The following is a 13,683-nucleotide window of genomic DNA, read 5'->3' as shown; positions in this document are numbered from 1 at the left end:
TCGGGACCGGTCTCGCGGGCGTTCCCTCTCACCACTCGGTGAGGGCGCTCGCTCCGTGATACCGTCTGAGGACGCCGAGGAAGGTGAGCGCTCCGAGCACAGCGAACCCGCCGCCGACGAAGAACACCCACTCCATGCCGACGGTTCCCATCAGCCACCCGGCCGCAACCGGGCCGATCACCGACCCGGGGCGCCACACGAGCTCCCGGATCCCGAAGCTGGAGGCGACACCGTCGCCGTCGCTCCCCTCGTCGGCGAACAGCGCCATGCTCGCGGGCTCGCGGAAGCTGTCGGCGATCCCGAGCCCCGCGTTCAACAGCAACAGCGGCAGGAACGCGGCGGAGACGGCGCCGAGGAACGGCAGCGTCGATGGGAGCCCGAGCGCCTCGCCGAGGGCCGGCGTGAACGGGACTACCACCGCGACGAGTCCGTAGGCGCCGCCGCCGGCGAAGACGAACAGCGCGCGGCCGCTGGCGTCCGAGAGGCGGCCGGTGTACGGCTGCAACAGCATGTTCGTGAACTTCTCGGAGACCGTGATCACCGAGACCGCGAACGCGGGCATCGCCAATCCACCGCTGGCGGCCGCGTAGCCGGCGAACACGGGTATCCAGTTGCGGACGAGCGTAACCGCGACGGAGTACTGTGCCCGGAAGGAGGTCAGCGTGAGGATCCGGCGGTTGAGCGCGAGATCGGTGAACGGGAACCCCTCGACGCGGGTCTCGTCGGCCGAGAGCAACAGCGCAGTCGCGAGGAACGTGATCACGTACAACCCGGTGATGATGAGGAACAGTTCTCGCGACCCGTCGAAGTAGTCGTAGAGCCCGCCCGCCGAGAGTCCGCCGACGATCGACGCCGCGAACGAGGCGGCGTTGGCGCGGCCGATCCTGCTCGCGCGGGTTCCCCTCGTGGCGAGTTGCCCGACGAGCCCCAGCGTCATGAGGCCCATCCCGGTGAAGACGATGCCCTGCATCGCTCGGACGGCGAGCAGCCCCGCGTTGTCGGTGACGACGCTGAACGCGCCGTACGTAGCGACCCCGACCGCGAGGGTGCCGAGGAGCACGATCCGCTTGTCGTAGCGGTCGCCGGCCCACGCGATCGGAACGACTGCGGCGGTCTGCGCGAGCGTGAACGCGGTGTACAACAGCCCGAACGCGACGCCGTCGATGCCGAGGTCGGTCGCGATCTTCGGGAGGACGATGATGAGCGCGATGCTCCCGAAGCCGCCGGCGAACCGCGAGAGATACAGCGTCCAGAACTGGAGTCGCGATACGGAGGCGTCAGTCACGTCTCCGGCTTCGCGGCGCCGGTGAAATGACCGTCGAAGCGCGACCGTTCTGCCGGCATCCGCGACCCGGCATCCGGAAGTCGGCCCCAGCGAGTCGCCACCCACGAGTCGGCGCTCGTCGGTCGTCCCGGCCCGGTTTCTTCCCGCCCCGCCGCGAACGCCGGGCATGGTCACCCTCATCGAGACGTACATCGAGAACCGCGAGCGCGTCCAGCCGGACGACACGAACAACTACGACACCGCCCACGGCGGCAACGTCGCGAAGTGGATGGACGAGGTCGGCGCGATGTCGGCGATGCGCCTGGCGGGCCACCCCTGTGTCACCGCCAGCATCGACCGGCTCGACTTCGACCGCCCGATCCCCCGCGGCGACACCTGCGTCATCGAGTCGTACGCGTACGAGACCGGGCGAACCTCGATCCGCGTCCGCCTCCGAGCGTTCCGCGAGACGCCGGAGACGGGCGAACGCGAGTTGACCACCGAGGCCACGTTCGTCTTCGTCGCGCTCGACGAGGACCGGAGGCCGACGCCCGTTCCGGACCTGACGGTCGAAACCGAGCGCGGCGAGTCGCTCCGCTCGGCGGCGCTGGCGGCCGACCCCGACGAGTAGCGCCCCGCTGGAACGGGAGCAACCGATACCCGCCAGCGACGCGTCCGTCGGGTATGGATTCCCTCTCTGCGCTCCGGGACCACCTCGACGGACTCGCGCTGTCGGCCCACCTCGCGACCGCCGTCGACGACCGTCCGCACGTCGCGCCCGTGTGGTTCGTCCTCGACGACGACGCGGACGCGGTGTGGCTGTTCACCGGCGGGCGGAAGCTGGAGAACATCGACCGAAACCCCCGGGTCGCGCTGTCGATCGAGTCGGCCGACCGCGCCGGCACCGTCGACTGGCAGGCGACCCTCCTCGGGACCGCGGCGCGGGTGGACGACCCCGAGCGCGCCGCGTGGGTCGAGCGCCGCCTCGCGGAGACGTACGCGATGCACGCCGACACCGAAGCGGACGAGTCGGGTGCAGAGGGGGGCGACAATGAGGGCGACGGCGAGGTATCGAGCCAGGGACTCCTCAGAGTCGACGTTGCGAGCGCGACGTTGACGGCGTTTTGATCGTCACAGTGCGCCTCGAAAACGCGGGCTTGGAGGGAGTTGAACCACTGTCGGACGTGCACGCTCACTCCGCTCGCCTGCGCGCGACCTCCCTGCTTCAACTCCCTCGGACGACCGGTAGTCGGCGCGGTTCCTCGAACGGTTCGCTCCGCTCACCGTTCTCGTCACAGTGCGCCTCGAAAAGCGGGCTTGGAGGGAGTTGAACCCCCGACCGACGGATTAAGAGTCCGTCGCTCTCCCTGACTGAGCTACAAGCCCTTGCGTTTCGAGGATGCGAGGGTACGCTAAAAGGCCTTCCGTTTCACCGACGGCGTCGCGGGGGCGAACATCACCGCTTAAGTGCCGTCCGTCCCGATTCCGCTCCACATGAGCACCGGGGTCACCGTCTCGTCGATGTCGACGTACGCCATTCTCGGGTGCGGGAGCGTCGGGCACGCGGTGGCCGACGCCTTGACCGCCGAGGAGAAGGACGTGCTGATCCTGGACAAGGACGAGTCCCGCGTTGAGGCCCTGCGCGATCAGGACCTGAACGCCCAACAGCAGGACATCTCCGAGGACGGCGTGGTCGAGGCGGTCGCCGACCGCGACGTGATCCTCATCCTCTCGTCGGACGTCGACGCCAACAAGGACGCCGTCCGCGCCATCCGCGAGCGCGGCGGCGACCAGTACGTCGTCGTCCGCGCCTCCGACCCCGTCAGTGAGGACGAACTCGCCGACCTGGGCGCGGACGTGGTGATCAACCCCTCGACGGTCATCGCCGACTCCGCGATCCGCTCGCTCGAGTCCGGCGAGCTGGAGTACAAGGCCCGCCAGCTCGCGGACATCCTCCGGGACACGGACGGAACGCTCGCGGTGCTGGCCCACGACAACCCCGACCCCGACTCCATCGCCGCCGCGGTCGCGCTCGCGGCGATCGCCGCCGAGTACGACATCGAGGCCGAGATACTCTACGACGGCGAGATCGGCCACCAGGAGAACCGGGCGTTCGTCAACACGCTCGGGATCGACCTCCACGCCCGCGACGAGACACGGCCGCTCTCGGAATACGGCGCGCTCGCGCTCGTCGACTACGCCGAGAGCGGCGGCAACGAGATCGACGCCGAGGTCGACATCTACATCGACCACGACGAGCCCGAGACGGCCATCGACGCGACGTTCACCGACATCCGCAAGAACGTCTCCTCCACCTCGACGATCCTCACGAAGTACCTCCAGGAGTTCGACCTCTCCCCCAGCGAGACGGTCGCGACCGCGCTGCTGTACGGCATCCGCGCGGAGACGGTCGACTTCAAGCGCGACACGACGCCCGCGGACCTGACGGCCGCGGCGTACCTCCACCCGTTCGCCAACCACGACACGCTTGAGGACGTGGAATCGCCGAGCATGAGCCCGGAGACGCTGGACGTGCTCGCGGAGGCCATTCAGAACCGCGAGGTCCAGGGCAGCCACCTCATCTCCAACGCCGGCTTCGTCCGCGACCGCGAGGCGCTCGCGCAGGCGGCCCAACAGCTGCTCAACCTGGAGGGGATCACCACCTCGGCAGTGTTCGGCATCGTCGACGACACGATCACCCTCGCCGCGCGCTCGAAGGACATCCGCATCAACATCGGCAACGTCCTCCGCGACGGCTTCTCCGACGTGGGCGAGGCGGTCGGCCACGCGAAACAGGGCACCGCCGAGATCCCGCTTGGCCTGTTCACCGGGATCGAGACGACCGAGTCCAACCGAGACACGCTGCTGTCGCTCTCGGAGGAGGCGGTCCGAAAGAAGCTGTTCGACGCGATGGGCGTCGAGAGTTCCACCGGGTCCGGGTCCGGCGAGTCGACCAACGGCTCCTGACTGCTCCCGGTCGTTACGCGACCGCTTCCTCGTTGTTCTCGTCCTTGAGGCGCTCGATGGTGTCGTTGATGAGGATCACGTCGCCGACGGCACGCACCCACCGGTACGGGATCATCACGCCCTTTCCGGGATCGACCCGGGTGGCGAACAGCTCGTCGCTGAGTTGCGACAGCGCGAGCCCGGTGACGGCCTCCGAATCCAGGTCGAGGCGCACGTCCTCGACTTCCCCCACGAACACGCCGTTGTTGGAGTAGACCTCCCTCCCCACGAGAGTCGTGATCTCCTGTGGCGCCGCGTCTGCGTTCATGTCCCGCAGATCGGCGGGGCGGGTCTTAAAATCGTTCCTCGCGGGCTTACACGCGTCAGACGTTGGGCGGACGCCCGTTCCCGGTCCTGGCGAGGGGACACCGCAGCGAGGGTCGCGCCGCGACTTCGCACGGGCGGCGGCTACCGCGCGGGCGACGGCTACCCCTCGGGCGACGGCTACCCCTCGGGCGGCGAGATCGCCTCGATCGGATGCTCCGTCGACCCTTCGGTCGACGGCCCGAGCAGCGCGTCCAGTTGCTCACAGCAGGAGGTCCCCGAGGCGAGCACCCGGTCGGCGTCGCAGAACTGCTCGGCCAGCGGCTCGCCCACGTCCATCGACAGCTCGTAGTACGCCGACTTGTAGCCGAAGCTGCCGGCCATCCCGCAACACTCCGTCTCGGAGGTGGTCACGTCGTAGCCGAGGCGCTCCAGCACCGCGACGGTGTGGGCCTCCAGATCCAGCGTCCGCTGCTGGCAGTGGGCGTGGTACGCGACCGTGATGCCGTCGCCGTCGTCGCGGTCGCGGTCGTCGTCGATGTCGCGGTCGTCGCAATCGCCGTTGTCGTCGTCGCCGCCGGTCGCGTTGCTGTCTCCGGCCGCGGTGAGGCCGGCCGGATCCGCCCCGTTCTCCAGCAGGCCGTACACGTACTCCAGCACCTCATAACAACCGTCCGCCAGCGCCGTCGCGTCCGCCTCCGGGAGCAGCCGTTCGTACTCGCGCTCGAACGCCGCCAGGTCGCTCGGCTCGATCACGACCACGTCGCGGCCGGCGTCGATCTCCGCGAGCAGCGCGTTGCGACAGCGCTCGGCCTTCCCGCGGGCCGTCTCGACCATCCCCTGCGACAGCGGCGCGCGGCCGCTCGCGACGGCGGTCGACGCCGGGACGTGCACGCGGACGCCGAGCGCTTCGAGGGTTCGGACGGCCGCCTTCCCGCGGTCGACGGCGACGTGGTTCGTGTAGGTGTCGGGGTAGACGACGGCCTCCCGACGCGCCATCCCCTCGCTCACGCGGGGGCCGCCCCGCGACTCGAACCAGTCGACGAGCGTCTCGCGCTCGAACGTCGGCAGGTCGCGCTCGGGGGCGATCCCGAGCCAGCGGTCCATCGCCGCGCGCACCGGCCCGAGGCTCGCCCCCCAGTTCGACAGCGGCGCCGTCGCGCTTCCCAGCTTCGCCAGGGCGTCGAAGTTCCCGAACAGGCGTTTCGATGGGTCCAGGCCTCCGGTTTCGTCGTCGGGGGTGAGTCCTTCGACGAGCGGGTCGAACCTTCCTGGGTCGCCGCCGCGGTTGATCCGGTCACGGACGACGGTGTTGATCCACGGGATGTCGATCTTCACGGGGCACGCCGGCACACAGCGCGAGCAGCCGGTACAGAGGTCGTTGAACTCGGCGGCCGTGTCGAGCCCCTCGACGCCGGCCTCCCAGCCGGTGGCGATGCCGCCGGAGTACGTCTCGCCGCCGAAGGCGTGGCCCCCGACCGACTGGAAGTTGCCGCACGAGTTCGAGCAGGCGCCACAGCGGATGCAGTACAGCGTCTCCCGGAGGTCGTCGTCCTCGCGCATCGCCAGCCGGCCGTTGTCGACGAGCACGAGGTGGAACTCTCTGTCGGGGTGGGCCTCGGTCGCGCCGTCGCCGGCGGCGGTCCCCGAGGCCGCGATCGGGGACTCCAGGTCCGAGAAGTCGACCGGGGGCGACGCCACCGGCGGCGTGAGCAGCGAGACGTAGGAGGTGATGTCCTGGCCCGTCCCCGAGCGACCGATGAGCTCGACGAACGGCGCGAGGTCCTCGACGGTCGGGATCACCTTCTCGACGCCCGCGACGGCGACGTGCGTGTCGGGGACGACGGCGGTCTTTCTGGCGTTGCCTTCGCTGGTGACCAGCGCCATCGTCCCCGAGTCCGCGGCGAGGAAGTTCGCGCCCGTGACGCCCACGTCGGCCTCGCGGATGTCCCGGAGGAGCCGCTCGCGGGCGAACCGGGTCAGCTCCTCGGCGGTCTCTGGACGGTCCTCGCCCGCGAGGTCGAACGTCTCGGCGAACAGGTCGGCGATGCCCTCGCGCGATTTGTGGATCGCGGGGCCGACGATGTGGCTCGGCGCCTCGTCGGCCAACTGGAGCACCCACTCGCCCAGGTCCGTCTCGGTGACGGCCGCGCCGTCGGCCTCCAGTGCCTCGTTCAACTCCAGCTCCTCGGTCGTCATCGACTTGCTCTTGACGACGGTACCCCCGTCGACCACCTCGCGAACGTACGCGTTCGCGTCCGCGGCGTCGTCGGCGACGTACACGCGGCCGCCGTTCGCCTCGACCGCCTCGCGGAGGTCGTCGATCAACTCGGGCAGCCGCTCGATCGCGTCCTCCTTGATCGCCCGCGCCTCCGACTTCAGCGCCTCGTAGTCCTCCAGCTCCCGGACCGCCTCGTGGCGCCCGCGGTTGAACCCGCGCGTGTTCTCGGCGACGGCGTCGCCCTCCGTCTCCAGCAGGTGGCGGATCCGGGCGGCCGTCTCGGCGCGCGAGTCGGGCTTACTCATCGCGGTCCTCCACGAGGACGATCTCGACGTCCCTGGGTCCGTGCGCGCCGATCACGAGGTCACCCATGTCGGCGGTCGCGGATGGCCCCGTCGCGAGCACCTCGCTCGCGCCGTCGCGGAGGCGGTCGCCGAGGGCTGCCATCGCCTCGCGCATCCCTGGGACCACGTCGCCAGCGCGCACCACCGCGACGTGACGCTCGGGGAACAGCGAGACCGCCTCGCTGCCGGCGGCGTCGGACTCCAGCACGACCGTCCCGTAGTCCGCGATCGCGAGGCGTGCGGCGCTGATCCCCGTGTTCGCGGCGTCAAGCTCCGCAGGCGTCGGATCTGTCGCGACGCCCTCGGGGAGGTCGAGCTCGTCCGGGAGCCGGACCCCGACCGCCGGCGGGTCGATCAGGTCGGCGACGGTCCCCGCGACCGCGTCGGGCGCGGACCGGTGGACGCTCGCGTGGTGGTCCTCGGCGCCGGCGACGAACGCCGAGAGCGTGTCCGAGCTCATTGTGACTTCGTACCGTACCGGGTTCCCTTGGCTGTTGTTGTGTCGGGACCGCCGTCCGGGTCGCATCCGCCGACTGAAACGCGCTTCAGGGACGGCTTTTGCCGCCGGGCGCCGTCGCACCGCCATGGACACCGAGCGCACGACGCGCCATCTCGCCCGTATCGGCGTCGACCCCGCGACGGTCTCGGTCGACCGCGAGGGGCTCCGCCGGCTCCAGCGAGCGCACGTCCGGTCGGTCCCGTTCGAGACGCTCTCGGTCGCCGGCCACCCGCACCGCGCGGACGACGCGGAGGGCGTGGACCGACATCCGGACGCGCTGTACGGGAAGATCGTCGACCGCGGGGACGGCCGCGGCGGCTTCTGCTACGAGCTGAACGAGCTGTTCCGGACGCTGCTCTCCGCGGTGGGCTTCGACGTGACGCGGGTAGCCGCGCGCGTCGCCGACGGCGCCGACGACCCCGGCCACCCGCCGGCGAACCACCAGACGACGCTCGTCTCGCTCCCCGACGCGGCGACGCCGGTCGTCGCCGACGTGGGGATGGGCGTGCCGACGATGCGCCGTCCGACGCCGCTGTCGGGCGAACACCTGACCGACGAGGCCGGCGTGTCGTGGCGCGTGCGCGAGAGCGAGCGCCCGGACGCCGACTACCGGACGGAGTACCGTCGGATCGGGGACGAGGAGTGGACCGTCCGCTATCGCTTCAGGACCGTCGCCCGCGAATGCTCCTTCTACGCGGCCGCCTGCGAGTACCTCACGGCCGCCCCGGAGTCTCCGTTCACCGGCGACCCGGTGGTGTCGCGGGCGACCACGGACGGCCATCTGAAGCTTCGGCCCGACGAACTCGTCCGGTTCGAGCGGGGCGAGGAGACGTCGGAGCCGGTCGCACCCGCGTCCTGGGACGTGGTCGCCCGCGAGGAGTTCGGGCTCGCCTACGAGCCCGGGTGACCGGGGCGCGGGGCTGGCATCGACGCCGCATTCGCCGGCTCCCCGCGGGCTTATGTGACTCCCACGTCCACCACGATCCGTTCGATGTCTTCCGATCTCCCGTCCCCGCCCGACGGCGGGCCGGACCTGACCGACGCCGACTACGACTACGTCTCCGAGGACGTGGCCCGACCGGGACTCGTGGACGACCTGGAGGAACTCGTGGAGGGCGACGTTCGCTTCGACACGTACTCCAGACAGCTGTACGCGACGGACGCCTCCGCGTACCAGCAGACCCCCATCGGCGTCGTCCTCCCGCGGTCCACCGACGACGTGGCCGCCGTGATGGCGTACTGCGCCGAGCGGGAGATCCCGGTGCTCCCCCGCGGCGGCGGCACGTCGCTGGCCGGCCAGGCGGTGAACGAGGCCGTCGTCCTCGATTTCACGAAGTACATGGACGAGATCCGCGATCTCGACCCCGACGCGCGCGAGGCGACCGTCGACGCCGGCTGCATCGTCGAGGAGCTCAACGAGGCGGCCGCCCCGCACGGCCTGAAGTTCGCGCCGGATCCGGCGTGGCGCGACAAGTCCGCGATCGGCGGCGCGATCGGCAACAACTCCACCGGGTCGCACTCGCTGAAGTACGGCAAGACCGACGCGTACGTCGAGTCCTGCGAGGTCGTCCTCGCCGACGGCTCCGTCGAGACGTTCGGCGAGATCGAGGTGGCGACGATGCGCGAGGCGGCCGACCCCGACGGGGAGTTGCTGGAGCGGATCTACGCCGAACTCGTCCGGGTCATCGACGAGGAGAGCGAGGAGGTGACCGCGCGCTACCCGGACATGAAGCGCAACGTCTCGGGGTACAACCTCGACGTGCTCGTCGAGGAGGCGCGGGGGGAGTGGGGCGGGCAGGGCGTCGGCGCCGACGAGCCCGGCCAGCCGGGGACGGTGAACCTCGCGCGGCTCATGTGCGGCAGCGAGGGGACGCTCGGGATCGTCACCGAGGCGACCGTTTCGCTGGTGGAGGTGCCCGAGACGAAGGCGGTCGCGATGCTCACCTACGACTCGCTGCTGGACGCGATGGAGGACGTGGCGCGGATCCTCGACCACGCCCCCGCCGCCGTCGAGGTGATGGACGACACGTTCCTCGATCTCGCGCGGGAGACGGCCGAGTTCGGCGACGTCGTCGGGCTGCTCCCCGAGGGCACCGACTCGACGCTGCTCGTGGAGTTCTACGCCGACAGCGACGAGGACGGACGACGGAAGGTCGCCGACCTGGTCGCCGACCGCTGCCCCGGGGTCGACACGGAGGGCGAGGCGAGCGAGGACCGCGTCGACGCCGGGGACGAGGTGTTCGCAACGCACGCGCTGGAGGCGCACGACCCCGAGCGCCGCGCGACGTTCTGGAAGATGCGCAAGGCGGGGATGCCGATCCTCCTCAGCCGCACGTCCGACGCCAAGCACATGTCGTTCATCGAGGACTGCGCGGTGCCGCCGGAGCACCTCGCGGACTACGCCGCCGACTTCCAGGCGCTGCTGGAGGAGGTCGGGACGTTCGCGTCCTTCTACGCCCACGCGGGCCCCGGCGTGCTCCACATCCGGCCGCTGGTCGACACCAAGACGGTCGAGGGACTCGACCAGTTCGAGCGCATCGCCGACGGCGCCAGCGACCTGGTCGTGAAGTACGGCGGCAGCGTCTCGGGCGAGCACGGCGACGGTCGCGCCCGGACCCAGTGGAACCGGAAGCTGTACGGCGACGACCTCTGGTCGACCTTCCGCGACCTCAAGACCGCCTTCGATCCGGATTGGCTCCTGAACCCCGGGAACGTCTGTGGCGATCACAGTCTCACCGAGCACCTCCGGTTCGACCCCGAGTACGCCTTCGACGCGGGGTTCGAGCCGGAGCTGAACTGGGACAACGAGAACGGCTTTCAGGGGATGACGGAGCTGTGTCACGGCTGCGGCGGCTGTCGCGGCGGGCAGTCGACGACCGGCGGCGTGATGTGCCCCACCTTCCGTGCGGCCGACGAGGAGATCCAGAGCACCCGCGGCCGCGCGAACCTCCTGCGCGGGGCGATGTCGGGCGATCTGCCCGAGGACCCGTTCTCCGAGGAGTTCACGAGCGAGGTGATGGACCTGTGTGTCGGCTGCAAGGGGTGTAAGCGCAACTGCCCCAGCGGCGTCGACATGGCGAAGCTGAAGGCCGAGGTCGTCCACGAGCGCCACGAGCGCGAGGGCCCGAGCCTCCGCGACCGCCTGTTCGCGAACGTCAACCTCCTCTCGCGGGTCGGGTCGGCGCTGGCGCCGGTGTCGAACTGGGCGACGAGGCTCCCGGGCTCGGGATTTCTGGGGGAGAAGCTCCTCGGGATCGCCGCCGAGCGCGACCTCCCGGAGTTCCACCGGACGACGCTGCGCGACTGGTTCGAGTCCCGGGGCGGCCCGGCAGTCGCAGAGGCGGACGCAGAACGTGTCGCCGTGCTCGTCCCCGACACGTACACCAACTACAACCATCCAGACGCCGGGAAGGCTGCGGTCCGGGTGCTCGAAGCGGCGGGCGTCCGCGTCGAACTCGCGAACGTGGAGGACACCGGCCGGCCGGCACACAGCATGGGCTTTCTCGACACGGCGCGCGAGCGCACCGCCGCCGCAGTCGAGGATCTGGCCCCCCGCGTCGACGCCGGCCGCGACGTGGTCGTCGTCGAGCCCAGTGAGGCCGTGATGCTCCAGTCGGATCTCCTCGACCTCCACGACTCGGCGGCCGCCGCCAACGTCGCCGCCAACAGCTACGGCGTGCTGGAGTACGTCGACGCCTTCCGGCTCGACGAGTCGATGGATCTGGCGGGGGAGGGGTCGCTCACGTACCACGGGCACTGCCACCAGAAGGCGACGAAGAAGGACCACCACGCGGTCGGCGTGCTCCGGCGCGCCGGCTACGAGGTCGACCCGCTGGACTCCACCTGCTGCGGGATGGCCGGAAGCTTCGGCTACGAGGCCGAACACCACTCGATGAGCAGGTCCATCGCGTCCATCCTCTTCGACCAGGTCGACGACAGCCCCGGCGAGGCGGTCACCGCGCCCGGCGCCTCCTGCCGGTCGCAGCTCGCCGAACGGGACGACGCCGACGGCGACCCGCCGCATCCGGTCGAGAAGGTCGCCGAGGCGCTCCGGTGATCACCGTCCCGGGCGACGCCGCCGGGATTCCCCGTCGCCGCGATACTGTTAACAGGGATCGTACCCAGCCGTCGGTATGAACCGACTCACCGCCCTCCCGCTGTTCGGCTTTTTCACCGTCCTCGCCGCGCTGTACGTCACTGGTTCGCTCGACGGCGTCCCGTTCGCGGACCGTGCCGTGGGGTTCCTCCTCGGGCTGTTCGCCGTGTTCGCGATCGTCGCGGGCTACTCGTTCGGACGCGGGTATCGCGGCGACGAGGAGTAGCACGGACGGGTCGGCCCCGCGGGAGGAGCGCGGGCTGCCGTGGCTGCGGTCGAGCGCGTCGCGCCGCGCTCAAAACTGGTTCGAGAAGACGCGGTCGTCGACGACGACGGTTCCGCCACCCTCGACGGCGACCTCGTGGTCGCCGAGGGGGAACTCCAGACGCCACTCGCTCCCCTCGTGACGCGCGAGCGACGCGAGCGCGTCGGCGTCGACGGCACCCTGGAGAGTCGTGTTCAGTTCCACGGGGTCGACGTTCTCGACCGCGGCGACGGCGCCGATGACCGCCGAGACTGGAGAGCCGTCCCCGGCGGGATCGGTCGTGTCGCGGTCGTCGATTTCAGCCTCTTCGGTCGTTGATGTCCGTGTCATCGTAAGGTCATGGTCCGGGCCGCCTGTGAGATGCGACATCGTCGACACGGCGGATCTCCCGCCGCGTCGCGGACTCGCACTCCGGCGACTTCCTTGCGACAGTTCGTTGACTTGTGGTCACAAAAACATCCGTCAGACGAAGCCATGACGGCACGATGACGCGACGGGGCCTCAGAGTCCGTCAAGAACCCGGCCGAACGCCTCGAGCGCCGCCGCACAGTCGTCGGGCGCCCGTCCCAGCGAGACGCGGACGCCGTCGTCCAGCCCGAAGAAGCGCCCGGGGACGACGAGCATGCCGGCGTCCCATGCCGCCTCGCTCACCGCGTCGCCGTCGACCCGCTCGTGTTCGAGGTACGCGAACGGCGACCCCGGTTCGACGGATCCGGCGAGGTCGTCGCGACCGTCGAGGAACGCCGCGAGCAGCTCGTGGTTCCGGCGGCAGTGCTCGCGAGCGTCGCCGACGAGGTCGTCGCGGTGGGCGAAGAAGCGGCGCGCGAGCGCGACGCTCGGCGCGGCGAGCGCGGGGACGTGGTGTTCCACCAGCCGCGCGCGCTCGACGAACGCCTGGGGGCCGGTGATCCAGCCGACGCGGAGCCCGCCCAGCCCGTGAAACTTCGTGAGCGAGCCGACCGTGACGGTGGCCGGCAGCCCGGCGCCAGTCGGGCCGCCGAAGGCGCCGCCGATTGCAGCTGTCTCGTCACTGCGTCCCTCGCCGTCCGCGCCGACGGTGTAGGGCGCGTACACCTCGTCGACGAGTAGGAAGCCGCCGCGGTCGGCGGCGACCTCGGCGGTCGCCGCGAGCGTCGCGCGGTCGGTCAGGGCGCCCGTCGGGTTGTGCCGGTTGGTGACCGTGACGTGCGCGAGCGGCCCCGCGAGGTCGGCTGCCGCCGCCGCGACGCGCTCGGGATCGAGGTCGTACGCCGGTCCGGGCCGGCGAAAGCGTGCGACCCGGCTGCCGATCCCGCGCGGCGTTTCGACCAGCGGTTCGTAGCCCGGTTCCTCGACGAGCGCCCACGGGCGGGGGCCGTCGGCTCCGCCGGCGTGGAAGGAGGCGCTCGCGGCGGCGTCGCCGTCGCGTCCGCCGTCGCGCTCGCGGGCGAGGGCCGCCGCGGTCGCGGACGCGAGGAAGCCGCCGTGGGTCGCCCCCGCGGTGAGCAGCACGTTCGCCTCGTCGACCCCGTACTCGGCGGCGACGCGCTCGCGCAGCGATCGGTCGTACTCGGGAGCGGAACGCCCGCGTAGTCGGGGCGGAACGGGGTCGTCGGGGTCACCGGCGGGCAGGCGCCGGAGGTCGCTGGATCCGAGATCGTGCTCGGCTGCGGCCGGACGCCCCTCGATCCACTGCAGGTACGCGAGCGGCGGGAACATACCGCCGGGTTCGGGGCCGCACCCAA

The 13,683-nt window shown here is 70.8% G+C and carries 12 protein-coding genes and 1 tRNA gene; 6 read left to right on the top strand and 7 right to left on the bottom strand.

Annotated elements, in window-relative coordinates; genetic code table 11:
* Positions 1–28: 28 nt before the first annotated feature.
* Entirely contained in the window at positions 29–1,285 is a 1,257-nt protein-coding gene (locus K6T50_RS04260) for an MFS transporter (RefSeq protein ID WP_225935372.1), read from the bottom strand.
* A 166-nt stretch (positions 1,286–1,451) separates the two neighbouring features.
* On the opposite strand from K6T50_RS04260, the gene K6T50_RS04255 reads away from it, so the two are divergent.
* Complete coding sequence (locus K6T50_RS04255) at positions 1,452–1,895, top strand: acyl-CoA thioesterase (protein ID WP_222608162.1); 444 nt, start codon at positions 1,452–1,454, stop codon at positions 1,893–1,895.
* Positions 1,896–1,948: 53 nt separating this feature from the next.
* Positions 1,949–2,392 carry a pyridoxamine 5'-phosphate oxidase family protein gene (locus tag K6T50_RS04250; protein WP_222608161.1) on the top strand — a complete coding sequence of 148 codons (444 nt, stop codon included), beginning with the start codon at positions 1,949–1,951 and terminating at the stop codon, positions 2,390–2,392.
* Positions 2,393–2,576: 184 nt separating this feature from the next.
* Here K6T50_RS04250 and K6T50_RS04245 read toward each other — a convergent pair.
* Positions 2,577–2,650: transfer RNA gene (locus K6T50_RS04245), tRNA-Lys, on the bottom strand.
* Between the two features lie 108 nt (positions 2,651–2,758).
* Between K6T50_RS04245 and K6T50_RS04240 the strand changes: the two genes are divergently transcribed.
* Positions 2,759–4,231 (top strand): DHH family phosphoesterase, encoded by a 1,473-nt coding sequence (locus K6T50_RS04240; RefSeq protein ID WP_222608160.1) that lies wholly within the window; start codon positions 2,759–2,761, stop codon positions 4,229–4,231.
* Positions 4,232–4,244: 13 nt separating this feature from the next.
* On the opposite strand, the gene K6T50_RS04235 is transcribed toward K6T50_RS04240, so the two are convergent.
* The 3 genes from K6T50_RS04235 to K6T50_RS04225 form a co-directional block, all read right to left on the bottom strand.
* Entirely contained in the window at positions 4,245–4,538 is a 294-nt protein-coding gene (locus tag K6T50_RS04235; RefSeq protein WP_222608159.1) for a PRC-barrel domain-containing protein, read from the bottom strand.
* Between the two features lie 176 nt (positions 4,539–4,714).
* A complete protein-coding gene (locus K6T50_RS04230) occupies positions 4,715–7,060 on the bottom strand; it encodes an LUD domain-containing protein (RefSeq protein WP_222608158.1) in 2,346 nt (781 codons plus the stop codon).
* A complete protein-coding gene (locus K6T50_RS04225) occupies positions 7,053–7,559 on the bottom strand; it encodes a LutC/YkgG family protein (protein WP_222608157.1) in 507 nt (168 codons plus the stop codon). The genes K6T50_RS04230 and K6T50_RS04225 overlap by 8 nt, the downstream gene beginning before the upstream one ends.
* A 124-nt stretch (positions 7,560–7,683) precedes the next feature.
* On the opposite strand from K6T50_RS04225, the gene K6T50_RS04220 reads away from it, so the two are divergent.
* From K6T50_RS04220 to K6T50_RS04210, 3 genes are all read left to right on the top strand, one after another.
* Entirely contained in the window at positions 7,684–8,505 is an 822-nt protein-coding gene (locus K6T50_RS04220) for an arylamine N-acetyltransferase family protein (protein WP_222608156.1), read from the top strand.
* A gap of 84 nt (positions 8,506–8,589) precedes the next feature.
* On the top strand, positions 8,590–11,655 hold the full coding sequence (locus K6T50_RS04215; RefSeq protein WP_222608155.1) for an FAD-binding and (Fe-S)-binding domain-containing protein: 3,066 nt from the start codon (positions 8,590–8,592) through the stop codon (positions 11,653–11,655).
* Between the two features lie 76 nt (positions 11,656–11,731).
* Positions 11,732–11,920 carry a hypothetical protein gene (locus K6T50_RS04210; protein ID WP_222608154.1) on the top strand — a complete coding sequence of 63 codons (189 nt, stop codon included), beginning with the start codon at positions 11,732–11,734 and terminating at the stop codon, positions 11,918–11,920.
* A 69-nt stretch (positions 11,921–11,989) separates the two neighbouring features.
* Here the strand turns inward: K6T50_RS04210 and K6T50_RS04205 are convergent, their stop codons facing one another.
* Positions 11,990–12,289 (bottom strand): HalOD1 output domain-containing protein, encoded by a 300-nt coding sequence (locus tag K6T50_RS04205; protein ID WP_222608153.1) that lies wholly within the window; start codon positions 12,287–12,289, stop codon positions 11,990–11,992.
* A gap of 171 nt (positions 12,290–12,460) precedes the next feature.
* A complete protein-coding gene (locus tag K6T50_RS04200; protein WP_222608152.1) occupies positions 12,461–13,657 on the bottom strand; it encodes a pyridoxal phosphate-dependent aminotransferase in 1,197 nt (398 codons plus the stop codon).
* Between the last annotated feature and the right edge of the window lie 26 nt (positions 13,658–13,683).

Origin of the sequence: Halobaculum magnesiiphilum, from assembly GCF_019823105.1 — an archaeon.
In the GTDB taxonomy this organism is placed as follows: domain Archaea; phylum Halobacteriota; class Halobacteria; order Halobacteriales; family Haloferacaceae; genus Halobaculum; species Halobaculum magnesiiphilum.
This window is presented reverse-complemented; position numbering and strand designations above follow the sequence as displayed.